24 protein-coding genes are annotated in these 26,191 nt (G+C 58.0%); 13 read left to right on the top strand and 11 right to left on the bottom strand.

The annotated features are described in order from the left end of the window. Positions 1-50: 50 nt before the first annotated feature. Together Q0816_RS11470 and cobU are read right to left on the bottom strand one after the other, a co-directional pair. The gene (locus tag Q0816_RS11470; protein WP_298850512.1) at positions 51-629 is read right to left on the bottom strand and encodes a histidine phosphatase family protein; all 579 of its coding nucleotides are present in this window, start codon (positions 627-629) and stop codon (positions 51-53) included. Then, a complete protein-coding gene (gene cobU / locus Q0816_RS11465) occupies positions 626-1,147 on the bottom strand; it encodes a bifunctional adenosylcobinamide kinase/adenosylcobinamide-phosphate guanylyltransferase (protein ID WP_298850510.1) in 522 nt (173 codons plus the stop codon). Before cobU ends, Q0816_RS11470 begins: the two co-directional genes overlap by 4 nt. Before the next feature lie 99 nt (positions 1,148-1,246). Here cobU and Q0816_RS11460 point away from each other — a divergent pair, with 99 nt between their 5' ends. The 6 genes from Q0816_RS11460 to Q0816_RS11435 all read left to right on the top strand — a co-directional run bounded on the left by Q0816_RS11460 (position 1,247) and on the right by Q0816_RS11435 (position 7,817). Next, positions 1,247-2,125: an RNA polymerase factor sigma-32 gene (locus tag Q0816_RS11460; protein WP_298850507.1), complete on the top strand. Its 879-nt coding sequence runs from the start codon at positions 1,247-1,249 to the stop codon at positions 2,123-2,125. Next, the gene (locus tag Q0816_RS11455) at positions 2,122-2,946 is read left to right on the top strand and encodes a ChaN family lipoprotein (protein ID WP_298850505.1); all 825 of its coding nucleotides are present in this window, start codon (positions 2,122-2,124) and stop codon (positions 2,944-2,946) included. The genes Q0816_RS11460 and Q0816_RS11455 overlap by 4 nt, the downstream gene beginning before the upstream one ends. A gap of 63 nt (positions 2,947-3,009) precedes the next feature. After that, the gene (gene coaBC / locus Q0816_RS11450; RefSeq protein ID WP_298850503.1) at positions 3,010-4,206 is read left to right on the top strand and encodes a bifunctional phosphopantothenoylcysteine decarboxylase/phosphopantothenate--cysteine ligase CoaBC; all 1,197 of its coding nucleotides are present in this window, start codon (positions 3,010-3,012) and stop codon (positions 4,204-4,206) included. 15 nt (positions 4,207-4,221) lie between these two features. Then, positions 4,222-4,677, top strand: coding sequence for a dUTP diphosphatase (gene dut, locus Q0816_RS11445; protein ID WP_298850501.1), 456 nt, complete (start codon positions 4,222-4,224; stop codon positions 4,675-4,677). Next, a complete protein-coding gene (locus Q0816_RS11440; RefSeq protein ID WP_298850499.1) occupies positions 4,677-5,726 on the top strand; it encodes a molybdopterin-synthase adenylyltransferase MoeB in 1,050 nt (349 codons plus the stop codon). The genes dut and Q0816_RS11440 overlap by 1 nt, the downstream gene beginning before the upstream one ends. Before the next feature lie 75 nt (positions 5,727-5,801). After that, positions 5,802-7,817, top strand: a complete 2,016-nt coding sequence (locus tag Q0816_RS11435; protein ID WP_298850498.1) for a M3 family metallopeptidase — start codon at positions 5,802-5,804, stop codon at positions 7,815-7,817. 2 nt (positions 7,818-7,819) lie between these two features. Here Q0816_RS11435 and Q0816_RS11430 read toward each other — a convergent pair whose 3' ends face one another. The 6 genes from Q0816_RS11430 to Q0816_RS11405 are packed head-to-tail and all read right to left on the bottom strand — an operon-like array spanning position 7,820 to position 14,386. Continuing rightward, positions 7,820-8,752 carry a glyoxylate/hydroxypyruvate reductase A gene (locus Q0816_RS11430; protein WP_298850497.1) on the bottom strand — a complete coding sequence of 311 codons (933 nt, stop codon included), beginning with the start codon at positions 8,750-8,752 and terminating at the stop codon, positions 7,820-7,822. 15 nt (positions 8,753-8,767) lie between these two features. Next, positions 8,768-9,907: a rod shape-determining protein RodA gene (gene rodA / locus Q0816_RS11425; protein ID WP_298850496.1), complete on the bottom strand. Its 1,140-nt coding sequence runs from the start codon at positions 9,905-9,907 to the stop codon at positions 8,768-8,770. Beyond that, the gene (gene mrdA, locus Q0816_RS11420) at positions 9,904-11,853 is read right to left on the bottom strand and encodes a penicillin-binding protein 2 (RefSeq protein WP_298850494.1); all 1,950 of its coding nucleotides are present in this window, start codon (positions 11,851-11,853) and stop codon (positions 9,904-9,906) included. Before mrdA ends, rodA begins: the two co-directional genes overlap by 4 nt. Next, positions 11,850-12,386 (bottom strand): rod shape-determining protein MreD, encoded by a 537-nt coding sequence (locus tag Q0816_RS11415; protein WP_298850492.1) that lies wholly within the window; start codon positions 12,384-12,386, stop codon positions 11,850-11,852. Before Q0816_RS11415 ends, mrdA begins: the two co-directional genes overlap by 4 nt. Then, positions 12,379-13,281, bottom strand: coding sequence for a rod shape-determining protein MreC (gene mreC, locus Q0816_RS11410; RefSeq protein WP_298850490.1), 903 nt, complete (start codon positions 13,279-13,281; stop codon positions 12,379-12,381). The genes Q0816_RS11415 and mreC overlap by 8 nt, the downstream gene beginning before the upstream one ends. Positions 13,282-13,339: 58 nt before the next feature. After that, positions 13,340-14,386, bottom strand: a complete 1,047-nt coding sequence (locus Q0816_RS11405; protein WP_039523195.1) for a rod shape-determining protein — start codon at positions 14,384-14,386, stop codon at positions 13,340-13,342. Positions 14,387-14,542: 156 nt separating this feature from the next. Between Q0816_RS11405 and Q0816_RS11400 the strand changes: the two genes are divergently transcribed. Next, entirely contained in the window at positions 14,543-15,328 is a 786-nt protein-coding gene (locus tag Q0816_RS11400) for a 23S rRNA (adenine(2030)-N(6))-methyltransferase RlmJ (RefSeq protein ID WP_298850486.1), read from the top strand. Between the two features lie 131 nt (positions 15,329-15,459). On the opposite strand, the gene Q0816_RS11395 is transcribed toward Q0816_RS11400, so the two are convergent. Continuing rightward, complete coding sequence (locus Q0816_RS11395) at positions 15,460-17,034, bottom strand: 2-isopropylmalate synthase (RefSeq protein WP_298850484.1); 1,575 nt, start codon at positions 17,032-17,034, stop codon at positions 15,460-15,462. Between the two features lie 290 nt (positions 17,035-17,324). Here Q0816_RS11395 and Q0816_RS11390 point away from each other — a divergent pair, with 290 nt between their 5' ends. Then, entirely contained in the window at positions 17,325-17,990 is a 666-nt protein-coding gene (locus Q0816_RS11390; RefSeq protein WP_298850482.1) for an SDR family NAD(P)-dependent oxidoreductase, read from the top strand. Between the two features lie 4 nt (positions 17,991-17,994). Here Q0816_RS11390 and Q0816_RS11385 read toward each other — a convergent pair whose 3' ends face one another. Continuing rightward, a complete protein-coding gene (locus Q0816_RS11385; protein ID WP_298850480.1) occupies positions 17,995-19,476 on the bottom strand; it encodes a 2-isopropylmalate synthase in 1,482 nt (493 codons plus the stop codon). Positions 19,477-19,630: 154 nt separating this feature from the next. Between Q0816_RS11385 and Q0816_RS11380 the strand changes: the two genes are divergently transcribed. The 3 genes from Q0816_RS11380 to Q0816_RS11370 all read left to right on the top strand — a co-directional run bounded on the left by Q0816_RS11380 (position 19,631) and on the right by Q0816_RS11370 (position 23,297). Beyond that, positions 19,631-21,289 (top strand): NAD+ synthase, encoded by a 1,659-nt coding sequence (locus Q0816_RS11380; protein WP_298850479.1) that lies wholly within the window; start codon positions 19,631-19,633, stop codon positions 21,287-21,289. A 169-nt stretch (positions 21,290-21,458) separates the two neighbouring features. After that, positions 21,459-21,827, top strand: coding sequence for a hypothetical protein (locus tag Q0816_RS11375; protein WP_298850478.1), 369 nt, complete (start codon positions 21,459-21,461; stop codon positions 21,825-21,827). A gap of 138 nt (positions 21,828-21,965) precedes the next feature. Then, entirely contained in the window at positions 21,966-23,297 is a 1,332-nt protein-coding gene (locus tag Q0816_RS11370; RefSeq protein WP_298850476.1) for an FAD-binding oxidoreductase, read from the top strand. A 4-nt stretch (positions 23,298-23,301) separates the two neighbouring features. Here Q0816_RS11370 and Q0816_RS11365 read toward each other — a convergent pair whose 3' ends face one another. Next, on the bottom strand, positions 23,302-24,234 hold the full coding sequence (locus tag Q0816_RS11365) for an MBL fold metallo-hydrolase (RefSeq protein ID WP_298850474.1): 933 nt from the start codon (positions 24,232-24,234) through the stop codon (positions 23,302-23,304). 116 nt (positions 24,235-24,350) lie between these two features. On the opposite strand from Q0816_RS11365, the gene Q0816_RS11360 reads away from it, so the two are divergent. Beyond that, a complete protein-coding gene (locus Q0816_RS11360; protein ID WP_298850472.1) occupies positions 24,351-24,785 on the top strand; it encodes a DUF1801 domain-containing protein in 435 nt (144 codons plus the stop codon). A gap of 75 nt (positions 24,786-24,860) precedes the next feature. Next, positions 24,861-26,186 (top strand): glutamate--tRNA ligase, encoded by a 1,326-nt coding sequence (gene gltX, locus Q0816_RS11355; RefSeq protein ID WP_298850470.1) that lies wholly within the window; start codon positions 24,861-24,863, stop codon positions 26,184-26,186. Positions 26,187-26,191: the final 5 nt, after the last annotated feature.

Genomic DNA, 26,191 nt, shown 5'->3' with positions numbered 1-26,191 from the left:
GATGCCGCAGGTTCACGGCCCGGTAAAACAGTGATTTGTGCGCGGCCTGTTCACGGAAGGTGATTGATCGCGCCAATCGACCGGCTGCCACCTTCCAAAGCGATGTCTGTCACCGACAGGTTGTCGATCCGATGCGAAAATGTCTGTTGCCCGTCCAGATCAAGGGCGCGCTGTACCTGAGTGAGGATCACGCCGAAATGCGCAACGATCACCAGATCGCGGCCCATATGCGTGGCGATAAGCGCGTCGATGGCAGAATCGACCCGATTGCGCACGTCATTCCAGCTTTCGCCTTGTGGCGGGCGGACATCGCCGGGGTTGTCCCAATATGCAAAGGCAAGTTCTGGGTCCTCTGCTTCAATCTCGGCAAATCCACGCAACTCCCAGCGGCCGAAATGGATTTCGCGCAGATCCGGATTGTGGGGCAGGCGACGGCGTTGACCTTGTATGGCTGAGGCGGTGTCGATTGCGCGCGACAGATCGGACGAGATCACAAGAGCCTCGGGCGGTAAATGGTCGTTCAGGCGTTGCAGGGCCGCTGTATCGCTTAGGTCTGCGGGCAAATCGGACCAGCCGACCATGGTTTTTGCATGTGTTGGCCCGTGCCGGACAAGGTGCAGATGTGTCACGGCAATTGCCCTTTCAATACCAGAGGCAACCCGGCGGCAACCTGCACCACCAGATCAGCCTGTGCCGCAAGTGCGATGTTCAACCGACCTTGCGCTTCGCGGAACCGGCGGGCTAGGGCATTGTCCGGAACAATGCCGTAGCCAACCTCGTTCGAGACAATTACGATTTGGGCAGGGCATGCGCGCAGTGCTTCAAGCAGGTCGGCTTGTGCCTGCTCCAGCTCGGTTTCGGCTGGCAGATGATTGCTCAGCCACATGGTGGCGCAATCGATAAGGCAGATCTGATCGGGCGACAATCGCGCCAGAACCGGCCCCAAGTCAAAGGGTTCTTCAACCGTGCTCCAGCCGTTGCCGCGTTGTTTCAGGTGACGGTCTATTTTCTGACGCATCTCGTCATCAAACACTTGTGATGTCGCAAGGTAAACGCGGTTTTTCCTTGAAGAAGCAACAAGTTCTTCAGCGAAAACTGACTTTCCCGACGCAGCCCCACCCAGAACCAAGGTTAAATCCGGCGACACAATTCTTACCTATAGTTGATCCGATTGGTGCTGTTTTGCGTATCGGTCTTAGGTCGGCAAGGCAAGTCCGACCATCGCCTGCAAACAGGGGAGAGGTTTATGGCACTGGACAATGCGACGGACTTTTCGATGTCCCGGCAGGCGATGAAGGCCGAGCTGCTGGATGCGGAAACAGAACTGAAGCTGGCGTATGCCTGGCGCGATGAGCGAGATGAAAAGGCGTTACACCGCCTGATTACCGCGTACATGCGTTTGGCGATTTCGATGGCAGCCAAGTTCAAGCGTTATGGCGCGCCAATGAACGACCTCATTCAGGAGGCCGGTCTGGGTTTGATGAAGGCCGCCGACAAGTTTGACCCGGATCGCGGCGTGCGCTTTTCGACTTATGCCGTGTGGTGGATCAAGGCGAGCATTCAGGACTACGTAATGCGGAACTGGTCCATGGTCAGAACCGGCTCGACCTCGGCTCAGAAATCACTGTTTTTCAACATGCGTCGCGTCCAGGCTCGATTAGAACGCGAGGCCGCCACAGATGGCCTGGATCTGGACCGCCATCAACTTCATCAGATGATCGCTACGGAAATCGGAGTTCCCCTGCGTGACGTTGAAATGATGGAAGGGCGGCTTTCGGGCTCGGACTTTTCCCTGAACGCCGTGCAATCGGCGGATGAAGATGGGCGAGAGTGGATCGACGCATTGGAAGACGATCGTGAACAGGCTGCTGAAGCGGTCGAAAACAGCCACGATACCGAACAATTGCGCGAGTGGTTGTTGACGGCGATGAATGCGTTGAACGATCGTGAGCGTTTCATTGTGCGCGAACGCAAGCTGCGAGAGCCCGCGCGCACATTGGAAAGCCTTGGCGGGGAGCTGGGCCTGTCCAAAGAACGCGTGCGACAGCTTGAAGCCGCAGCCTTCGCTAAGATGCGCAAGAACCTTGAAGCCCAGTCGCGCGAGGTGCAACACTTCATCGCATGAAAAAGCTTGCGATTCTTGCGTGTGTTCTTGGCCTTACAGTTGCGGTAGCGCGACCGGGGTCGTCGGAGGAACTTATTCCTGATGATGTGATGTCTGCGATGCAGAACGCCGACGTTGTGATCCTCGGAGAGGTCCACGACAACCCCAGGCATCATCTTGTTCAGGCCGAAGCGCTTGAGGCTATCTCGCCTTCGGCCGTCGTATGGGAAATGGTCACTGAAGAGGGTGCACAGCGGCTTGCGCAAAAAGCCGTAGCAGACCCTGAGGAGTTGAACCGTATTCTGAAATGGGCGGAAAGCGGGTGGCCTCCACTCAGTATGTACTATCCAGTGTTTGAGGCCTCAAGCGCCCCGGTTTACGGGGCCATGGTTCCGCGTTCCGCCGCACGTGCCGCGATGGAACGGGGTGCTGCCACGGCGCTGGGCGCAGACGCGGCGCGCTATGGTTTGACTGTACCGCTGACGCCCGAGGAGCAGGCCGCGCGTGAGGCCGACCAGCTGGCCGCGCATTGCGATGCTCTGCCGACTGAAATGTTGCCCCAGATGGTTGCGATCCAGCGTCTGCGTGACGCTGTTTTGGCCCGCGCGGTGGTGCGTGCGATGGAGGAAACCGGGGGTCCGGTTGCCGTGATCACCGGAAACGGTCATGCGCGAAAGGACCGGGGTGTTCCTACGTATCTCGCGCGCCTTCAGCCTGGATGGAAGGTGGTGACAGTGGGCCAATCAGAGGATGGAGTGATCGACGGGGGTTTCGATGTCGTAATCGACAGTCCCACAGTAGAGCGCGAAGACCCCTGTGCGGCGTTTCAGGTTCAGAATTAATCGCTGGAACTACCTGCTGGCCTTGCCTAATGTCGGGGCCGACCGGGACAGGAAGGGCTGAACATGCTGTCATCCAAACGCATTCTGCTGATCATCGGTGGCGGGATCGCGGCCTACAAATCGTTGGACCTGATCCGCAGGCTACGTGAACGTGGCGCGGCAGTGACCCCTGTTTTGACCCGCGCAGCAGAAGAGTTTGTGACCCCCCTGTCGGTGTCTGCGCTTGCGGGTCAAAAAGTCTATCGCGATCTGTTCGATCTGACCGATGAGGCCGAGATGGGGCATATTCAATTGTCACGCTCTGCTGATCTGATCGTCGTGGCCCCTGCAACGGCAGACCTGATGGGCAAGATGGCCGCCGGACTGGCCACCGATCTGGCATCGACCCTTCTGATGGCCACGGACACACCTGTTCTGTGTGCGCCCGCGATGAATGTGCGGATGTGGGATCATCCGGCAACGCAACGAAACCTCAAGCAGCTTCAGGAAGATGGGGTGCGCGTTGTTGGCCCGACCGAAGGCGACATGGCTTGCGGTGAATATGGTCCAGGCCGCATGTCTGAGCCGTTGGAAATTGTCGCGGCGATTGAGGCGCAGCTAACCGCTGGCCCTTTGCTGGGCAAGCGCTTACTGGTGACTTCTGGCCCCACACATGAGCCGATAGATCCTGTGCGGTACATTGCGAACCGATCATCCGGGGCGCAGGGCGCCGCTGTGGCGCGGGCACTGGCGGATTTGGGGGCCGAGGTGATCTTCGTCACCGGTCCTGCAGATGTGCCTCCTCCGGAAGGTGTGCAGGTCGTATCGGTCGAGACGGCGCAACAGATGTCGGATGCCGTCGATGCCGCTCTGCCCGTCGATGCAGGCGTGTTCGCAGCAGCAGTCGCGGATTGGCGTGTGGCCAGCGCGTCGGACAAAAAACTTAAGAAAAGCCGGGATGGTATGCCTGACCTGGAATTTACCGAAAACCCGGACATTCTGAAACGTGTATCCCAGTTGGATGTGGGCCGCCCACCGCTGGTGGTTGGCTTCGCAGCTGAGACCGACAATGTGGTTGAACACGCCACAGCCAAGCGCCTGCGCAAAGGCTGCGATTGGATTTTGGCCAACGATGTCAGCCCGGCAACTGGTATCATGGGCGGGTCAGAGAACGCGGTCATCCTGATCTCGGATAGCGGAGCCGAAGAATGGCCGCGTCTGGGGAAGGACGAAGTTGCCCGGCGGCTGGCGGCAAAGATCGCAGACGCGTTGGCAGGCTGAAGGAAAGGCAAAGGCATGGTTGCAATTCGAGTGATCCGCGAAGACGGAGCGGACCCCGCTGTCGCGTTGCCGTCTTATGAAACGTCTGGGGCGGCTGGGGCTGACGTGCGTGCCAATCTGCCCGATGGCACTCCGATTGTACTGGGTCCTGGTCAGCGGGCGCTTGTGCCGACAGGGCTGCGTATCGAAATCCCAACGGGGTATGAGGTTCAGGTCCGACCCCGCTCGGGCCTTGCGTTGAAACACGGGATTACCCTGCCCAACACGCCGGGCACCATCGACAGCGATTATCGCGGGCCATTGGGTGTAATCGTTATGAATGCGGGTCAGGACCGGTTCGAAATCGCTCATGGCGACCGTATCGCGCAACTGGTGGTCGCGCCGGTCGTGCAGGCCTTGTTTGAGCTGACCGAGGCGCTGGGCGACACAGCTCGCGGGGCGGGCGGTTTCGGCTCGACCGGGCGCGGCTGATGCTTCTGGTTCTCATTCTGGCTACGGGGCTTTGGGGTGTTGGTTATGTCGCGGGCACTTCGAAAACAGCGCGTGTGGTGTCGGTGAGTGTGCTCTTGGCCGGGGTCATTCTATCTCATTTAATCTTGCCGGATGGGCACCCTCTTCGAGAAGCAACCGGTGGGTCTGCGGCGCTGTGGCTGATTCTTGTGGGTTTCGCCGCATTGGCTTTGCTGTATGGCAGAGGGTTGAAAGCCCTGCGCAAACGCGCGGGATCAGCTTCAGAGCAGGAACCTGCCATGCCCAGTGACCGATTCACCGAGACCGAGCTGGACCGCTATGCCCGCCATATCGTGTTGCGCGAACTTGGTGGGCCGGGACAGAAAAAGCTGAAAAAGGCCCGGGTACTGGTGATTGGTGCTGGTGGTCTGGGTGCACCGGCGTTGCAATATCTTGCAGCGGCAGGAGTGGGCACAATCGGTGTCGTCGATGATGACGTCGTCGAAAATGCCAACCTGCAGCGACAGGTCATTCACCGTGATGCAGATATCGAAATGCCCAAGGTTTTCTCGGCCCAGCAGGCAATGGAAGCGCAAAACCCGAACGTGGTGGTTCTGCCCTATCATCGCCGGTTGAGCGATGAGATCGCGACCGATCTGTTTGCTGAATTTGATCTGATCCTTGACGGCACCGACAATTTTGGGACCCGCTATCTGGCGAACCGCACGGCTGTCGCGCTGGCCAAGCCGCTGATCTCGGGGGCCTTGTCGCAGTGGGAGGGGCAGCTGAGTGTGTTTGACCCGACCAATGGCAGCCCCTGCTATCAGTGCATTTTCCCCGAGGCTCCGGCCCCCGGTCTGGCCCCGTCCTGTTCCGAGGCCGGAGTGATCGGCCCGCTGCCGGGCGTTGTTGGATCGATGATGGCGGTCGAAGCGATCAAGGTGATTACGGGTGCAGGAATGGCGTTGCGTGGCGAGATGCTGATCTATGATGCGTTATATGGGGAAAGCCGCAAGATCACTCTGACCCGCCGCGACGATTGCCCCGTTTGTGGTTCCGCAAACGATTAACCTTTCTTTACGCAGGCTGAGGGTTCTGGAACACCCGGCCATGGCGCCTTAGCTATAGGGTCAAAGGAGATCCGCATGACCAACCCGATCCTGTCCAATTGGACCACCCCATTCGAAATCGCGCCTTTCGCTGATATCTCGGATGATGATTTCTCGCCTGCGCTGGATAAGGCGATGAAAGCGCACAATGCCCAGATTGACGCAATTGCAGCGAATCCAGAGATGCCTACATTTGCCAACACGGTTGAGGCGCTTGAGGCCGCAGGCGAGCAGTTGGACAAGGTTCTGTCGGTTTTCTTTACTGTCGCAGGTGCAGACAGCAACCCCAAGCGGGAAGAGCTGCAACGGGAGTTTTCCCCCAAACTTTCGGCACATTTTTCAGGCATTTCCTCGAACAAGGCGCTGTTCAAACGCGTTGCCGATCTTTGGACGCGGCGTGATGATCTGAACCTTTCCGAAGAACAGGCCCGCGTGCTGATGCTGACTCATCGGGGGTTCGTGCGTGCCGGTGCGGCGTTGGAAGGGGACGCTGACGCCCGTATGCAAGAGATCAAATCGCGTCTCGCCTCATCGGGCACATCCTTTACCCAGAACCTGCTGGCGGATGAGCGGGACTGGTTCATGGATTTGACCGAAGAGGATATGCAGGGTTTGCCGGATTTTGTCGTGGACGCGGCCCGCGCTGCGGGGCAAGAGAAGGATGCAAAGGGGCCAGTTGTTACCCTGTCGCGGTCATTGATTGTTCCGTTCCTGCAGTTCTCGCCCCGCCGGGACCTGCGTGAAAAGGCTTATCGCGCCTGGGCAGCACGAGGGGCCAATGGTGGCGAGACTGACAACCGCGACATCGCGGCTGAGATTTTGGTGCTGCGCAAGGAACGCGCCAACCTACTGGGCTATGACACTTTCGCCAATTATAAGCTGGAAACCGAAATGGCCCGCACGCCGGACCGCGTGCGAGATTTGTTGATGCAAGTGTGGGAACCTGCCAAGTCCCGCGCCAACGTCGACGCTGAAATCCTGACGCAGATGATGCAAGACGACGGCTTCAATGGCCCGCTGGAAACCTGGGATTGGCGCTATTATGCCGAAAAACGGCGCAAGGCGGAACATGATCTGGATGAGGCGGCGTTGAAACCCTACCTGCAACTGGATCGTATGATCGAGGCGTCTTTTGCCTGCGCAAACCGGCTGTTCGGGCTAGAGTTCAAACGGTTGGATGTAGCGCTCTATCACCCTGACTGCCGAGCTTGGGACGTCACACGTGACGGGAAGCACATTGCCGTTTTCATCGGTGACTACTTTGCACGAGGTTCCAAGCGATCTGGTGCGTGGTGCAGCGCGATGCGGGCGCAGGCGAAGTTCCCGAAAGTTCAGGCGCCGGTTGTCATCAATGTCTGCAACTTTGCCAAGGGCGATCCGGCGCTGCTGTCTTATGATGACGCGCGGACGCTGTTCCACGAATTCGGCCATGCCCTGCATCAGATGCTGTCCGATGTGACCTATGAAAGCATCTCGGGCACGTCCGTGGCGCGCGATTTCGTCGAACTGCCCAGCCAACTTTACGAACACTGGTTGGAAGTGCCCGAGGTTCTGGCCGAGTTTGCGACACATGCCGAAACGGGCGAGCCGATGCCGCAAGAGATGCTGCAAAAGGTACTAAACGCCGCCAATTTCGATCAAGGGTTCCAGACGGTGGAGTATGTCGCCTCGGCCCTTGTTGATCTGGCTTTCCATGATGGCGATGCCCCGACAGATCCGATGGCAAAACAAGGCGAAGTTCTGGCGGAATTGGGGATGCCGCGTGCCATCGGAATGCGCCACGCGACCCCGCATTTTGCGCATGTCTTTGCGGGTGATGGCTATAGTTCGGGTTATTACAGCTACATGTGGTCCGAGGTGATGGATGCAGATGCCTTCGCCGCCTTTGAAGAGGCGGGTGGTGCCTTTGATCCGGAACGTGCCAAGGCGCTAGAGGACAATATCCTGTCCACCGGCGGGTCGCGCGAGGCGGAAGACCTGTATCTGGCGTTCCGGGGTCGATTGCCGGGTGTGGACGCCCTGTTGAAGGGCCGCGGCTTGATCGCGGCCTGAGTTCAGTAGCCCAGAGTGCGATCCACCAGATGCACAAAGAGTTCACCGGCCTCGCCACGTCGGATGTTTTCGCAAATGACCTGCGCGGCTGTGACCGGGCGGGTCTCGGACGCGATATGAGGCGTCACAGTCACGTTTGGATGCGCCCAATAGGGATGGTCTTCGGGCAGGGGCTCGACGCGAAACACATCCAGCGTTGCGTGCCCGACTTGACCAGAGTTTAGGGCATCCATCAGCGCGTCGTCATCGATCAGTGGGCCGCGACCCGGGTTGATGATCCGTGCACCTTTGGGCAGTAAAGCCAATGTTTCGGCATTCAGCGCGTTTTCCGTCGCGGGGGTGTCGGGCAGCAACAGCACAGTGATCTCAGCCTGAGAGAGCGCATCGCGCAACCCGTCTGAATCGTGCAGGCATGTGACGCCGGGGATTTCCTTGGCGGTGCGGCTCCAACCGATGACCTGAAAATTCAGCGCGGTCAGTGCGCGCGCCGCCGCCTCACCCAGTGCGCCAAGGCCCAAAATGCAGACCTTGCGTTCTTGTGCAAGTGGCGGGCTGTCAGGATCCCAGACGCCATCCTGTTCAGTGATGTGCCGGTCCATCCCCAGATGGTATCGCAGAACGTGGCCCACCACCCACTCGGTCATACCCTGCGTCAGCCCGTGATCTACCATCCGCGCCAGCGGAACGGCCAGCGTTTCATTATCCGCGATCTTTTCGACCCCGGCCCAGAGACTCAGTACCGCTTTCAGACGCGTGAAGGGTGCAAAATCCAGCAACCCGCCATTTGGAGCGTAGATTACGTAATCGACCTGATCCGGTTCAAAATCCGTTCCAAGCTGGACGTCCACACCGGCATCATCAAGATATTTCGTCAGCAGCGGTTCATAGACAGACCAAAGGGCAGGGCGCGCAGAAAACAGAACGTTTACGGGCATCAGGGGCCTTTCAAATCAGCGGGGACGGTGGATATGTGCGCTTTGGACGATGCCAAATGCGGTCATCAGAACCAACATGGCTGAGCCCCCATAGCTGACCATTGGCAGCGGCACGCCGACGACTGGGGCCATGCCCATCACCATCGACATGTTGACGGCAAAGAACAGGAAGAAGTTCAATGCAATGCCCAGAGTGACCAGTGAAGAAAACCGATCCTTGGTTGCCAAGGCTGTGACCATACAGAACAAAAGGATCAGCGCGTAGAGGATCAACAGTGTAATGCCGCCGACAAATCCGAATTCTTCCGCCAACGTCGTGAAAATGAAGTCGGTGTGCTTTTCAGGCAGAAAGTTCAACCGGGACTGTGTCCCTTGCATGAACCCGCGCCCGTTCCAGCCGCCGGACCCAAGGGCGATCTTGGACTGGGTGATATGGTATCCCGCGCCCAATGGATCGGTTGAGGGGTCCAGAAACGTGTCTATCCGGCGGAACTGATAGTCCTTGAGCAATTGCCACTCGGTTCCTCGGCTATTGAACACAGCGGCGATCAACCCCACTACCGCTGCGATAACGGCTGCAAAATAGGCCCAGTGAACACCTGCGAGAAACATCAAGCCGCCACCTGCGGCCAACAACAGGATCGACGTACCAAGGTCCGGCTGTTTCAGAACCAACAAGGTGGGCAGGATGATCAGGGCCACCGGGATAAAAACCCACAGCGGGCGAGAGGTCTTGTGTGATGGCAACCAGTCGTAATAGGCCGCCAGAACCATGACCAGCGCGACCTTCATGACTTCTGAAGGTTGCAGACGCATGAAACCAAGGTCGATCCAGCGCTGCGCGCCCATACCGATGGTCCCGAACAGTTCAACAAAGACCAGCAACGCGACTGAGCCCAGATAGGCCAGAACGGACATGTTGCGCCAGAACCAGATCGGCACCAGCGCAATGATGAACATCGCAGTCAGGCCAAGTCCGAAACGTTCCATTTGCGGCTCGGCCCAGGGTGTCCACGACCCGCCCGCCACTGAATACAGCATCAGGAACCCTGCACTGGCCGTGCTGATCAGCAGCAGGGTCAGGGGCCAGTTCATGTACAGGAATTTTCGGAACCCAGACGGCGTGGATTTGACCGCATATTCAAGATAGCTCATGCGCGATCCTTTCCGTCCGGACGCGCTTTGGGCCGACGGTCGCCTTCAAGCCGTTTTTGCTGTTCCTTGATGCGTTCGCGGTCGGCGACAGGGTAAGCCTCGAGCGGAGGAGTGCCGTCATAGAGTGCCTGCAGCATGATATCGCGGGCCACCGGAGCCGCCGCTTTGGATCCTCCGCCGCCATGTTCCACGACCACGGCAACTGCATATTTCGGGTTGTCATAGGGCGCGAAGCTGACGAACAGCGCATGGTCGCGTCGTTCCCATGGCAGGTCCTCGTTGCGGATCACACCCGCCGCGCGCTCTGCCTTGGTGATGTTTCGGACCTGACTGGTGCCGGTTTTTCCAGCCATTCGGAACTCATCCTCGATGATACGGCTGCGATAGGCCGTCCCGCGCCGGTCATTCGAGACCGAGAACATGGCCTTGCGAACCTGTTCGAGGTTGTACGGGTTGATATCCAGCGGCTCTCCCGCGCCCGAAGGCTGTTCGACACCGTCAATCGAGCGGACAAGGCGCGGCGTAACGGATCGGCCGGTGGCGATACGGGCCGTCATTACGGCCAGTTGCAGCGGTGAAGCCAGCATGAATCCTTGCCCGATGGACGCATTGGCCGTGTCGCCCACCAGCCAGTCCTGCCCATGTGTCCGCTGCTTCCATTCCTGATTAGGGGCGAGTCCTGATGCAACCGCTGACATCGGGATATCGTGCTTGACCCCCAGACCCAGCTTTCGGGACATCTCGGAAATCTTGTCAATACCCACCCGCAGAGCCACGTCGTAATAGTAGACGTCGCAGCTCCGTTTCAGCGAGAGGTTAAGATCGACCGTGCCGTGCCCACCACGCTTCCAGCAATGGAACCGGCGGCTGCCGACCTTCAGGTGCCCGGGGCAATACACTGTGTTGCCGGGGCCAATCACGCCAGCCTCCAGCGCGGCCAGTGCAGTGACCATCTTGAAGGTCGATCCCGGAGGATAAGTGCCTTGCACGGACTTATTGGCCAGAGGGCGATACTTGTCCTGCGTCAATGCCCGGTAGTCGGCGACCGAGATTCCGCGAACAAACAGATTTGGATCGAAACTGGGTGTGGAACTGACAGCGCGCAGATCCCCGGTTTCGCAATCTATGACAATCGCAGCAGCGCTTTCGCCTGCCAGTCGCGCTTGGGCATATTGCTGCAGCTCAGCATCGATCGCCAGTTGCAAATCTGCGCCAGGCTGACCTTCCTGCCGGTCCAGCTCGCGCATAACGCGCCCTGTGGCATTGACTTCGACACGCTTTGCACCGGCTCTACCGCGTAGTGAATTTTCCTGTTTGGCCTCCAACCCGACCTTACCAATCTGGAAACGGGGAATACGCAGAACCGGTTCGGGGTCTTCGAGCTTGCTGAGATCATAGTCGCTGACCGGACCAACATAGCCTACGATATGGGCGAAATCCTCATAGCGTGGGTACTGCCGCGTCAAGCCCACCTCGGGCGTCACACCCGGCAGGGCCGGGGCATTGACGGCGACTTTCGAAATATCTTCCCACGTGACCTGATCCGCCAGCGTGACCGGCAGGAATGGGGCCGAGCGGCGCATCTCGGTCTGGGCGCGCTCAATCTCATCATCATTTAGAGGGATCAGTTCCGACAATTTGGCGATCACTTTGTCCACGTCACCTGCGTCTTCACGCACAACGACGATTCGGTACGATGGTGAATTCTGACCGATGATCTGACCGTTGCGGTCATAGATGCGTCCGCGGGTCGGCGGTATCAGCCGGATGTTGATACGGTTTTCTTCGGCCAGCAGGCGATACTCATCAGCCTGATCCACCTGCATGAATCGCATCCGCGCGGCCAACCCACCGACAAAAACCGCCTGCAAACCGCCCAGCAACAGTGCCCTGCGTGGCAAGCGTTTATAGGCAAGGCCTTGCGATTTGGGTTTGCGTTGCTTCATGCCCGGCCTCCTACAGCTCCGGCATCCGCAGCGGACATGCGGCGGACACCAAAAACGCTTTGGCTCAGCACTACGATGACAGGGTAGAACGCGAGTGTCAGTACAAGTTGGATCACAACTGGCAGGAGCGCGGCCTGTTGCACGGATAAGAGTGACAGAATAACCCGGTTCATCAGAAAGATCGCAGAGATCACGACGCTGACAGACATCCATTCACCGGCGAATCCCGCATCTCTCATCCCCGGCGCTGCGGAGCGCAAATAGGCGGAGCCAAATACAACCAATGCTGCCAAAAGACCGGGCGGGCGTTGCAGCAGAAGGTCCGCCATCAGCATGACAAAAGCAACCAGCAGGGTTGGGACATAGTCTGGTCGCCGCAATACCCAGGCAAAGGTCAGTGCAATCAGCACATCGGGGAAGGGCCAGCGATCCGGTTGCGCGTCAAGCGGTAGCATATGCAAAAACAGGACGACAATCGCCAGCACGACAAACAGGCTGCGCATGGCCCAGTTATGTGAGATGGGCCTATCCATCGTTCACATCATCCGGGACAAACGCCGCCTCTGGGCGGGTTGGGCCGACAATCCCACCCGGATCCTGAATGGGAAGGGCTGAATGAAAGCGTAGAACCCGAAGAAACTCGAGCCTTTCAAAATCCGCCGACAGGCGTACGCGCAACCGACCGCCAGGGTCTGCAGCAATCTGACCGATCAGCAAACCTGCAGGGAACACGCCACCGTCGCCGGATGTAATCACCCGGTCGCCGGGGCGGACCAGCTCTCGGTTCTCGAGGAACTCGACCACGGGGGTCGGGTTGTTATCCCCTTTGATCAGTGCGGTCTGACCAGAAGGTTGGATGGTTGCGGGAATGGCGCTTGTGGCATCCGTCACCAGCATCACCCGGGCGGTGTCAGGCCCGACGCCGGAAATCCGGCCGACCAGACCAATGCCATCCATGGTGGCCCAACCGTCGACGATCCCGTCGCGCGCACCTACATTCAACAGGACAGATTGCCGGAACGGCGAGCCGCTGTCGGCCATCACAACACCTGTGATGTAAGTCAGGCGCGGGTCAAGGCGCACATTGTTCAGGTCCAAAAGCCGCGCGTTTTCCTGTTCCAACTGCAGCGCTGCCTCTTTCCAGGCGCGCATCAGGCGCAATTCACTGCGCAACTCGCGGTTTTGTTCGCTCAGGCGCTGGTAGCTTTGGAAATCGCGTACAAGGTTCACGGCGGCGGTTACGGGAACCATGGCCCATTCCATCGAAGGAACCACAGCATCCACCACCTGCGCGCGGAACCGTTCTACGCGCGGGCTATCGATCCGCCAGACCAGAAAGATACCCATCAGACACAGGATAACGATCCCCAGCAACAACCGACGCAGAGGAGTCGTGTAATCATCACGCTGTGATCGGTCTTTTGCCACAGGTTACCTTCCCGTGCTGCTCGTGCCGAATTTACCCTGTGTTCAAAGGGTGCGCGCCTTAGCTTTCGTAGTCAATCGCGTGGCGCAGCTGTTTTTCGTATTCTAGGGCTTTCCCGGTGCCCAAAGCCACACAATTCAGGCTTTCATCGGCAATGGACACGGCCAGACCAGTCTGTTCGCGCAGGGCCAGATCCAGATCACCCAGCAACGCACCACCGCCGGTCAGCATGACGCCCCGGTCCACAATGTCCGCCGCCAGATCGGGCGGAGTGGTTTCCAGAGCGGTCATCACCGCCTCGCAAATCTGCTGCACGGGTTCCGAGAGCGCTTCGGCAACCTGAGCCTGGCTGATCTCAATTTCCTTGGGTACACCATTTAACAAGTCGCGCCCACGGATGTGCATCGACTGTCCACGCCCGTCATCGGGCATACGGGCGGTGCCGATGGTGGTCTTGATACGTTCAGCGGTGGATTCACCAACCAGCAGGTTCTGCTGACGGCGCAGGTACGAGATGATGGCCTCGTCCATGCGATCTCCGCCCACGCGGACCGAGCGGGCGTACACGATGTCGCCCAGCGACAGAACCGCAACCTCGGTTGTACCACCACCGATATCGACGACCATGTTGCCGGTTGGGTCGGTGATGGGCATGCCAGCACCAATCGCGGCGGCAATCGGTTCGGCAATCAGGCCGGCACGACGCGCGCCTGCGGACAGAACCGACTGACGGATTGCGCGTTTTTCAACGGGTGTCGCGCCATGGGGGACACAGACGATGATCTTGGGTTTTGAGAAGGTCGAACGTTTGTGCACCTTGCGGATGAAGTGCTTGATCATTTCTTCCGCAGTGTCGAAGTCCGCGATCACGCCTTCACGCATCGGGCGGATCGCTTCGATCGAACCAGGCGTTCGGCCCAACATCAGCTTGGCGTCTTCGCCAACGGCCAGCACTTTCTTCACTCCGTCCTTGACGTGATAGGCCACCACCGAGGGTTCCGACAGGATGACACCGCGCCCCTTGACGTAAACCAGCGTGTTCGCTGTTCCAAGGTCGATAGCCATGTCCGCTGTGAACAGGCCGCCCAGATTGCCAAAGATCCCCATGTGTCCCCTGATCCTGTTGTCAGATGTTTTCTACTGCCCGCGACTCGACGGTTCCGGGACGGATGTCTTATAGGGTGCCATCACGCCCGGTAAAAGGGCTGATTCCGCGACAATCAGCACCTTTCCGCCTTATTGAATGGGACTTTAGAAGGCAAAATGCTCTCTTATCAACACATTTACCACGCTGGTAATCTGGCTGATGTACAAAAGCACGCTTTGCTGGCGTGGGTGCTGAATTATCTGACACGTAAGGACAAGCCGCTCAGCTATATCGAAACGCATTCCGGACGCGGGCTGTACCAGCTGGACGCGGCAGAATCCGTGCGGACAGGCGAGGCTGCGGCCGGGATCAAGCGCGCCCAGCGAGAAGGGTGGTTCGGACCGGACCATCCGATGGCTCGTGTCTTGGAAAAAGTGCAGGCCCGACGTGGCACTGCAGCCTATCCGGGGTCACCGATGATTGCGGCCAGCTTGTTGCGGGAACAAGACAGTCTGCATTTCGCAGAACTGCACCCTCAGGAACATGCGGCGCTGTCTTTGGCAATGTCGCCCTTTGGGGCCAAGGTGTATCAACAGGACGGGTTTGAACTGGTGCAGTCCTTGCTGCCCCCTACACCACGCCGGGGAATGGTTCTGATTGATCCAAGCTATGAGGTGAAGGCTGATTACGATCGCCTGCCTGCTGTGATTGCCAAGCTGCATCGCAAATGGAATGTCGGAATAATTGCGCTGTGGTACCCTGTTCTGACGGATAAACGCCACGTTCCTATGATCGAGGCGCTCAAATCGCAAAACTACTCCAAGGCCGTTTGTCATGAGGTGATGTTCCCCCCAGCGCGCGAGGGGCATCGGATGGTGGGTTCAGGGATGTTCGTACTGAATGCGCCGTTCGGCATCGAAGACGAAACGAGACGACTATCACAGCTATTCGCGAGGCTCTGACTTTAGTCGACAAAATTCAACAGATACTCCCGCACTGTTTGTCTGCATCAGAGATGCCGCCAAACACATTGGGTGTTTGGCGCAGCCGGGCAGCCGAGGATGCGGGAGCCCTTGGCCGCGCCTTCTTGCGATCAGGTCAGGTCTTTATAGCTGATTTCGCGAGCGTCCGCGCCCGGACCTGCCTTTTCCCTGCGCACAATCAGGCGGTTCAGCGCGTGGATGTACGCCTTGGCCGAGGCCACGACCGTGTCGGTATTTGCTGATTGACCGGTGGCGATCATGCCATCTTCTTCCAGACGGACGGAAACCGTGGCTTGTGCATCCGTGCCCTCGGTCACAGCATGAACCTGATACAGCTGCAGGCGGGCCGTGTTGGGAAAAATCGCACGGATCGCCTTGAAGGTCGCATCGACCGGCCCGTCACCATGTTCAGTAGCAATAACGTCCGTGCCGTCGACTTCCAGCTCAACCGTTGATTCAGCCTGACCGCCGGTACCGCAGGTGACTTTCATCGACACCAACTGCAAGTGATCATTGCCTTCATCATCATCCAAGCTCATCAGCGCGATGATGTCGTCGTCGAACACTTCTTTCTTACGGTCCGCCAAATCCTTGAACCGCACGAAGATGTCCTTGAGCTGGTTGTCGCCAACTTCAAATCCCAAGGTTTCCAGCTTGTCGCGCAGCGCCGCGCGGCCTGAGTGTTTGCCCAACGGCAGGGACGTTCCCGACAATCCGATATCCTCGGGGCGCATGATCTCGAAATTGTCGCGGTTCTTCAGCATCCCGTCCTGATGGATGCCGCTTTCGTGAGCAAATGCGTTCTTGCCGACGATGGCCTTGTTGAACTGCACGTTGAAGCCTGACACGGTGGCGACCCGACGCGAGATATGCATGATCTTGGTGGTGTCGATGCCAGTGTGGAAGGGCATGATGTCATTGCGTGTACGCATTGCCATCACGACCTCTTCCAGCGCAGTGTTGCCAGCACGCTCGCCCAGACCATTGATGGTGCATTCGATCTGGCGCGCTCCGCCGATAACAGCCGCCAGCGAGTTTGCCGTCGCCATGCCCAGATCATTGTGGCAGTGGGTCGCAAAAATCACCTCATCGGCGCCGGGAACGGTTTCGATCAGGCGCTTGATCAGGTCAGCGGATTCCAGCGGGGCGGTATAACCCACAGTATCGGGGATGTTGATGGTTGTTGCGCCCGCCTTGATTGCGATTTCGATCACGCGGCACAGGTAATCCCATTCGGTTCGGGTTGCATCCATCGGCGACCACTGCACGTTTTCACACAGGTTGCGCGCATGGCTGACCGTATCGTGGATCTTGTCAGCCATTTCATCCTGAGTCAGGTTCGGAATGGCGCGGTGCAGCGGAGAGGTGCCGATAAAGGTATGAATTCGACTTTTTTCGGCGTGTTTGATCGCCTCCCAGCAGCGGTCGATGTCGTTGATATTGGCACGAGCCAGACCGCAGATGCGGCTGTTCTTCGACCGCTGGGCGATCTCGGAGACCGCTTTGAAGTCACCTTCCGAAGCGATAGGGAAACCGGCTTCGATGATATCGACGCCCATGTCGTCCAACAGCTCGGCAATTTCAAGCTTTTCAGCATGGGTCATGGTCGCGCCGGGGCTTTGCTCGCCGTCGCGCAAAGTGGTATCGAAGATCAAGACGCGGTCTTGGTCGGTCACGTTGGTCATGGGAATCTCTTTCTTGTCTGTCCTAAAGCCTTTTTGGCGCGCTGGCGTCCTCCTCTGAGCGGGCGCGCCGGATGGCACGCTCAGAGGCGGATTAGGATCAGTAGGCCACGCAGAGACGCACCGCGAAGGGCGGTGTCGGCAAAAGGGATATCTGCGCGGTTGATCATGGGGTTGAGGTTATACAGACGACGACAGGAATGAAAAGAACGAATTTTCGACAGGTTGAAGTGTAAGAGTTTCTTTATTCCATTTCTCTTGATTGATCCGCCGATGCCGCTAGCTGGTCGCAAATGGATACGGCCTTGATTATTGGTGCTTCCGGCGGGATTGGCGCGGCAATTTGCAAGCAGTTGGAAGCACAGGGCGTTTCGGTGACGCGTCTCTCCCGCTCGGTTGATGGGTTTGATCTGACGGATTCAAACCGAGCGCTCCAGATGCTTGACTGCCTTTCGGGTCCATTCGACCTTGTTCTGGTCGCTTCAGGGGCGCTGGAAATAGATGGCGGCGCGCCAGAAAAAACCATTCGGTCTGTTTCAGCCAAGGCGATGTTGGATCAGTTTGCATTGAATACTGTTGGTCCGGCGCTGGTGGTGAGCCGGGCACATCACTTGTTGCCAAGAAAGAAGCGTTCGGTCTTCGCGGTATTGTCCGCGCGGGTCGGATCCATCGGGGACAACCGGATGGGTGGCTGGGTCAGTTACCGCGCGGCCAAGGCAGCGGTTAATCAGGTCGTCCATACTGCGGCCATTGAATTGGCCCGGACACATAAACAGACGATCTGTGTTTCTTTGCATCCCGGTACGGTCAAGACGGAGTTCACTCAGGAGTATCTGAACCGACATCCCGCCGTTGAACCTGAGGAAGCCGCCATCAACCTGTTGTCTGTGATCAACGGGTTAAAACCGGAGAATACCGGTGGGTTCTATGACTGGGCCGGGAAACCTGTTCCCTGGTGAGTGATCAACCGTCAGAGGCTTCAGGTTCTGTGGTTCCTGCATCCGGTTCGCTCTGCTGTGCCGGTGTGTCTGTCCCGCTCTGCTGTGCCGGGGTTTGATTTGGCAAGACACCGTTTTCCCAAATGCCGGTTTCTTCCTGCCCGTTTGCATAGCGCATGGTTCCGCTGCCCTGCCGTTTGTTTTCGACGAAGTTGCCTTCGTAGACGTCGCCGTTCGAGTAGGTCGCGATGCCTTCGCCATTGATTTTGCCTTCGGACCAGTCACCGTCATATTTGAACCCGGCAGGGGTTACGATTTCGCCTTTGCCGTGCCGTTTTCCGTTCAGGAAATCTCCGGTATACACAGTGCCATCCGAGTAAGTTGCCTTACCCTTGCCCTCACGGACACCGTCGACCCACTCACCATCATAGATCGAACCGTCTGCACGGGTTACAACGCCCTTGCCGTGGCTTTGCGCGTTTTTGAACTGACCCTTGTAGATCATACCGGTGGCATAGGTTGCTGTGCCCTGACCTTCGATCACACCCGCGATCCACTCTCCTTCGTAGGTTGAACCGTCAGGATAGGTGATACGGCCATTTCCTTCCGCCAGATCGGCCACGAAGTCGCCGACATATACAGAGCCGTCGGGATAGGTTACCTCACCAAGGCCTTCGATTTGACCCTGATTCCAGTCACCTGTGTACACAAAGCCATCCGTTCCGGTGAAAGTACCTTTCCCATGGCGACGATCATCGACGAAATCGCCTTCATATACGTCCCCTGCAGCGTGAGTGACCTTGCCCCTGCCCTGGCGGCGTCCTTCAACCAGATCACCTTCGTAGACGTCATCATTGGCATAGGTAAGTCGACCTGTCCCGGTGATCTGATCCTGCGTCCATTCACCCGCATATACCATTCCATCGGGCATCGTCTGAGTACCCGTACCATCACGTAGCCCTGCGCTGATATCGCCTTCGTATTTACTGCCATCTGCATAGGTAATCTTCGCCTTGCCTTGCCGCTGGCCATCCACCCAGTCGCCATCATAGATGTATCCATCTGGGAAGGTTAGCACGCCCTTGCCGTACCGTTGAGCGTCTTTGAACTCACCCTCATAGCGCGAGCCATTGGCAAATTCAGCGATACCAGCGCCGTTGATGGAGCCGCCAGACCATTCGCCGTCATAGCTGCTGCCATTGGCATAGATGATCTTGCCGCGCCCTTCGGGCTGACCTTTGGCGAACGAGCCCTCGTAAACTGATCCATCCGGGTAGCGCGTAACGCCCTGACCCTGAATTTCGCCTTCCATCCACTGACCGGTGTATTCGAATCCGTTCGGCAGACGGTATGTTCCCGTTCCGTGGCGCAAACCGTTTTCATAGGTGCCTTCATAGACGCCACCAACTTCGTCATCCTTGACGATAACCGTTCCGTCCTGTGCGAAAGCGGTCGCGGCGGTCAGGCTCATCCCCGCTGCCAGAATTGAGTTTCGGATCATGTTCATTGTTGGTCCTGCCTGCCGGGTCATCGCTGATTGCATCTTTGGCCGCAAAACTAGGATACCGTCGAGGGCAGGGCAACGGGTTTTGGCGCATTGGCCTTTTACTCGCGCGGTGATCTGCTAAATGGCAATAGGACAGACGAGGCAAGAGGGCAGCATGGCCGACCGTTTCCGTATTACTCTGGCGCAACTGAACCCGACCGTGGGGGACATCGACGGCAATGCCGCCAAAGCCTTTGCCGCCTGGGAACAAGGCAAAACGGCGGGTGCCGATCTGGTGGCCTACCCCGAAATGTTTATCTCCGGCTACAACACGCAGGATCTTGTTCTGAAACCGGTGTTTCATTGGGCGGCCATGGCTGCGGTCGAGGCGCTGGCCGAGAAATGTGCCGAAGGTCCCGCCATTGCCATAGGTGGTCCTTGGGTCGATGACGGAAAGCTCTACAACGCCTATCTGATCCTGAAGGGTGGGCGGATCACCAGCAAGGTTCTGAAACACCATTTGCCGAATGAGACCGTCTTTGACGAAGTGCGCCTGTACAATGCAGGCCCTCTGGGCGGGCCGTACTCGGTAGGAAATTTCCGAATAGGCAGCCCGATCTGCGAAGATGGCTGGCACCCGGATGTGGCCGAAACACTGGAGGAAACTGGTGCCGAGTTTCTGCTGATCCCCAATGGATCGCCTTATTTCCGGAACAAATACGATGTGCGCCTGAACCACATGGTCGCGCGTGTGGTCGAGACTGGCCTCCCGCTGATTTACCTGAACATGGTTGGTGGGCAGGATGATCAGGTCTTTGACGGTGCCAGCTTTGGCCTGAACCCGGGCGGAGAACTGGCATTCCGGATGCCTGTGTTCGACGAAGCGGTTACTCAGGTGGATCTTGAGCGTGGCAATGATGGCTGGCAGATTGTGCCTGCCGAGATCGTGCCTCAGCCGGATGTGTGGGAGCAGGACTATCGCGCGATGGTTCAATCCTTGCGTGACTACATGGGCAAGACCGGCTTCAAAAAGGCGTTGCTGGGATTATCTGGCGGGGTCGATTCCGCGTTAGTCGCGACCATTGCGGTGGACGCCATCGGTGCTGACAACGTGCGCTGCGTGATGCTGCCATCGGAGTATACCAGCCAGGAATCACTGGAAGATGCCGAGGCCGTCGCCAAGGCGCTGGGTGTACACTATGACTTTGTGCCGATTGCTGAAAGCCGGACAGCTGTCACCAACACTCTGGCCCCGCTGTTTGTAGGGCTGGAGGAAGGGCTGACTGAAGAGAACATTCAGTCGCGCCTGCGCGGGTTGCTACTGATGGCGATCTCGAACAAGTTCGGCGAAATGCTGTTGACCACTGGCAACAAATCCGAGGTCGCGGTGGGCTATGCCACGATCTATGGCGACATGAATGGCGGCTATAACCCGATCAAGGATATGTACAAGACCCGCGTGTTCGAAACCTGCCGCTGGCGCAACGCCAATCATCGCGACTGGATGATGGGACCTGACGGTGAGGTCATTCGCCCGTCAGTCATCGACAAGCCACCTAGCGCCGAACTGCGTGAGGATCAGAAGGACAGCGACAGCCTGCCGGACTATCCCGTACTGGACGGGATACTTGATATTCTAGTCGATCAGGATGGGTCCACCGCGGATTGTGTCGCCGCTGGATTTGACGAGGCGGATGCGAGAAGGGTCGAACATCTGATCTATATCAGCGAGTACAAGCGTTTCCAGTCCGCTCCGGGTACGCGCCTGAGCAACCGGGCATTCTGGCTGGACCGGCGGTACCCGATCGTGAATCGCTGGCGCGAACGTCGCTGAAAGCCGAAGGTTCACCAGGCAATTGGAAACAGTGAAGTTTCCTTTGCGCGCATTGTTCTCAGGTCGGGGGGTATTGCCTGTGGAAAGAGGCAAAAAAGGCCACCCCAGACTTGTTTGGATGACATTTTTCTGACACATTTTTGCTTGGAAGTTGCCCAATGTGGGGCGGATGCGACGCATTGTTTGTTGCAGTTGCAAAGCTGATTTTGGTGAACGCGACGTATCCGGGGTTGGATATCTGAGTGAATGGTTTGGTGTTAAAATGTACGAGGAATATGAAAGACCTGTTCATCCACTTTTGAAATGGCGGACGATGGAGTCTCCGCCGCAAGAGTTGGATGAAGAGAAGCTGGATGCAGCGATTGCCGATTTGTTGAACGAGCAGCGGCAGTCAGAGGATCGGACTGTGGCCACGTTGCGGCCCGAGTTTCCGATTTTGATTCCGCAGGAAGACGTGACCGCGCAAGCAGCAATGAAAGACAAGCGGTTGTCTGCTGTTCTGCGTCAGAAATGGGCAGAACTGTCCGGCGCGGCGTAAACCTTCCTGCTGCATTCATAACCTTTGGCGTCTAGGTCACTGACGCCAAATTTCCTGTGGTCATCACGGCAATGGATATTGCCTTTGCTTTGTGTCTTGGTCTCCATAGCGGTCCAAGCGACAGAGTAAGGCCTATTGATGACCGCTCCTAAACCGACTCCTGTAGAATCTGATCTTGCCCTTCCCAAATCCGTCGATGTTGTGGTCATTGGCGGCGGCATCATCGGTGTTTCAACCGCGCTGGAACTGGCTGAGCGGGGTGCCTCGGTCCTTCTGTGCGAAAAGGGGCAGATCGCCGCTGAACAAAGTTCTCGCAACTGGGGGTGGGTACGTTTGGGGATGCGGGATCCACGGGAAATACCCCTGATGCAAGAAGCTTTGCGCATCTGGCAATCCCTTGATGACCGGCTGGAACGCAAAACGGGCTATAGTCAATCCGGCATCCTTTTTGGCGCGTCAGGCAAGAGGGACGCGAGCAATTTGAAGCGTTGGTTGCGCCATGTGGAAGGTTTGCAGACCGGTGCACGGATAGTTTCGGGCGGTCAGTTGGCAGGTCTTCTGCAAAGGAACCAAACGGGTTTTGAAACAGCGTTGTATATGCCGCAGGACGGACGTGCCGAACCACAATGGACTGCCCCGGCCATCGTCGAGGCCGCGCGAAACCAAGGTGCAGTTATCATGACAAACTGTGCCGTGCGGAGTGTGGACGAACAGGATGGCCGTATTGCCGGTGTGTTCACGGAACGCGGCAAGGTTGCTTGTGGCCGCGTCGTTCTGGCCGGGGGGGCGTGGTCGCGCCTGTTTGCGGGCAATGCGGGAATTGAGCTGCCGCAGCTCAAGGTTCTGAATACGGTCCTGCGCACATCTCCGGTTGCGGACGGGCCCGAGGTATCGTTGTGGTCGGATGATTTTGCGATCCGAAAACGGGCCGATGGCGGTTACACAATTGCTTCCGGTCACGAAAACACAGTGGACATTGTGCCCGACAGTTTCCGCCTGGCGATGCGGTTCCTGCCCGCCTTCGCACAGGAATGGAAGTCCCTGCGTTTTCGCCTCTCTAAACGCTGGGCCATCGAAGCGCGGCAGGACCGGAGATGGCTGCCGACAGATGTGACACCGTTCGAGCATTGCCGGATTTTGGACCCGGAGCCGTCACAAAAAGTATTGCGCAACGCTTGGGCCCGCGCTTGCAAGGGGTATCCCATTTTGCTGAACGGCGAGATCGTTCAAAGCTGGGCGGGCATGATCGATGTGACCCCGGATGCCATTCCAGTCATCTCGGGTGTGGATGACTTGCCGGGAATGTACATTGCCACAGGGTTTTCCGGCCATGGTTTTGGCATCGGACCCGGAGCGGGGCGATTGATGGCTGATCTGGTTGCCGAAACAACGCCTTGCGTGGACCCGGCCGCCTTTCGCCTGTCGCGGTTTACCGATGGTTCAAAAGTGCGGCCGGATCCGGGGTACTGATAGCTTAACCCATCATCTGATAGCTGACCGGGACAAAGCGGAACCCGTCACCGCGAGGTTCGACATAGCCTGCACCGGGGAAGGGCATGTGATAGCCGACCATCGGCACTTTGTCGGCCGCCAGCATACCCAGAACATTGCGGCGCGCAGCGGTTGCCGCGGCTTTGTCCATGTCAAACCGGACTTCCCATTCAGGATGGGCGAAAGACCAGACATAGTGATTGGCCAAATCCGCCGTCAGCACCAGACGCTGCCCGTTGCTTTCCAGATGATACACTGTGTGACCCGGCGTGTGGCCGAAAGCGGCAACTGCGGTGATGCCCGATGCAATCTCGCCCCCATCCCCGACAAACGTCATTTTCTCGGCCAGTGGCGTTACTTTTTCGGCGACCAGATCACCGACACGATTGCCTGCGTCCTGCGCTGCCCAGAAATCATACTCCGGTGTAGCCGTCACATAGCGCGCATTGGCGAAAGTAGGCGCGCCATCGGTCGTCATGCCGCCGATGTGGTCGGGGTGCATATGGGTGATCACAACCACATCGACCTGATCCGGGGTCAAGCCCGCATCAGCCAGCGCGGCCTGAATGCCACCTTGCCCAAGCCCGGTGTCAAACAGAACCAGCTCTGAGCCGGTATTGACCAATGAGGGGGTAAAGAAAAACTGCGCGGCATCCGCCGGAATAAAGTTTTCCGCCGAAATCTTGGCGAATTCTTCGTCTGATGCTCCGCCACCGAAAATCTCTTTGGCGCCGTCGCGCGGAAAGCTGCCATCCAGCAGGGTCGTGACGGTGAAATCGCCAACTTGAAATGACTTCGCGATGGTCGAGTTTGCTTTGGATTCCGTCCCTGCGGCCAGAACCGGTGCTGCTGCGGATGCAAACGGCAAGGCGGCGGCAGCCCCCAAGGCGCTGCGGCGAGTGAGTTTAATCGTCATTTTCGTTCTCCCTGTCAGGACATCTTCGGTTCAATTAGGGCGTCGTGAGTCTCTTGCCAGCTTATATGCCATCCAGATGGGGTGCGTGGATGAACATTACGTGTTAATTTTTGTTCATGGCGCGATCAGAAAACAAGACGGTTCCAACGGATCAAGCCGTTGCAGATTTCCTGGCGACGATCAAACCGGCACGCCGGGCCGAAGACGCACAGGCGCTGGACAATCTTTTTCGTACCGTTACCGGATATGCTCCGGTCATGTGGGGGCCGTCGATCATCGGGTATGGCCGGTACCACTATCGTTACAAATCGGGTCGTGAAGGGGATTTCCTGGCAACCGGGTTTTCCCCACGCAAATCGGCGTTGGTGATCTACATCATGCCAGGCTACGCAGATTTCGGGGATATCACGTCCAGATTGGGTAAGCACAAGCTGGGTAAGTCGTGCCTTTATGTGAACAAGCTGGCGGATGTCGATACAGGTGTATTGTCCGAGTTAATTCGCGCAGGGTTGGACGATCTCAACAAGTTGTGGCCAGTAGAACCTTCCTGAAACGCCTGAAGGACCAAGCGGCGGCTGGACAAAATCGCCCCTATGTGACAAGAGCCGCGCCAACAGGAGACACCCATGACAACCACCCGTTTTGCCCCGTCGCCCACCGGATATATACATGTGGGCAACCTGCGCACCGCCCTGATGAACTATCTGATCGCCCGCAAGGCTGGCGGTACGTTCATCTTGCGCATTGACGACACCGATCCTGAGCGGTCGAAAGAAGAATACGTCGATGCCATCAAGCAGGACATGGAGTGGCTGGGTCTGCATTGGGACAAGGTCGAGCGGCAGTCGGATCGTTTGGATCGTTATGCCGAGGCCGCCGACAAACTGCGCGAGATGGGCCGGTTCTATGAGGCGTTTGAAACGCCAACCGAACTGGATCTGAAGCGTAAGAAGCAGCTGAACATGGGCAAGCCACCGGTCTATGACCGTGCTGCGCTGAACCTGTCGGACGCCGAGAAAGAGGCTTTGCGCGCCGAGCGTGGCAACGGTGTCTGGCGCTTCAAGCTGGACCATGAGCGGATCGAATGGACTGATGGTATTCTAGGCGACATCTCGATCGATGCGGCCTCGGTGTCTGATCCGGTTCTGATCCGTGGCGACGGCCAGGTTCTCTATACGATTGCGTCTGTAGTGGATGACACCGAGATGGGAGTGACCGATGTTGTACGTGGCTCGGACCACGTGACCAACACGGCGACGCAGATTCAGATCATCGAAGCGCTGGGCGGGAATTGCCCACGCTTTGCGCATCATTCGCTACTGACAGGGCCACAGGGCGAAGCGCTGTCGAAACGACTGGGTACATTGGCCCTGCGAGATCTGCGTGAACAGGGTGTCCAGCCGATGGCTCTGCTGAGCTTGATGGCACGGCTGGGTTCGTCTGACCCGGTTGAGCTGCGGTCGGACATGGCAGAACTGATCGAAGGGTTCGATGTGAACCGGTTTGGCGCGGCGCCGACAAAGTTTGATGTGCAGGACCTGTTCCCGCTGACCGCCAAGCATTTGCAATCGCTGCCACTGGTGGATGTAGCTGACGCTGTGGCTGATGCGGGCGTTCCTTCGGAGCTGGCCGCGCCTTTCTGGGCCATGGCGCGTGAAAACATCACCACTCTGGCTGATCTCAAGGGCTGGTGGGAGCTCTGCCGCGATGGGGCTGAGCCGATGGTTGCCGACGAAGATCGTGAGTTCATCGCCGATGCAATCGCGTTGTTGCCCGAAGGCCCATTCGATGGCGAGACCTGGAGTATCTGGACCAAAGCCGTGAAAGAGGCGACTGGTCGCAAAGGCAAAGACCTGTTCATGCCGCTGCGCAAGGCGCTGACCGGTATGGAGCGCGGGCCGGAAATGGCCGCTCTGTTGCCGCTGATGCAGGTGATACGCGCGCGGGGCTAACGCGG

This window comes from uncultured Ruegeria sp. (assembly GCF_947497005.1).
GTDB lineage: Bacteria > Pseudomonadota > Alphaproteobacteria > Rhodobacterales > Rhodobacteraceae > Ruegeria.
The sequence above is the reverse complement of the archived record's forward strand: the minus strand, read 5'-3'. Positions and strand labels throughout refer to the sequence as shown.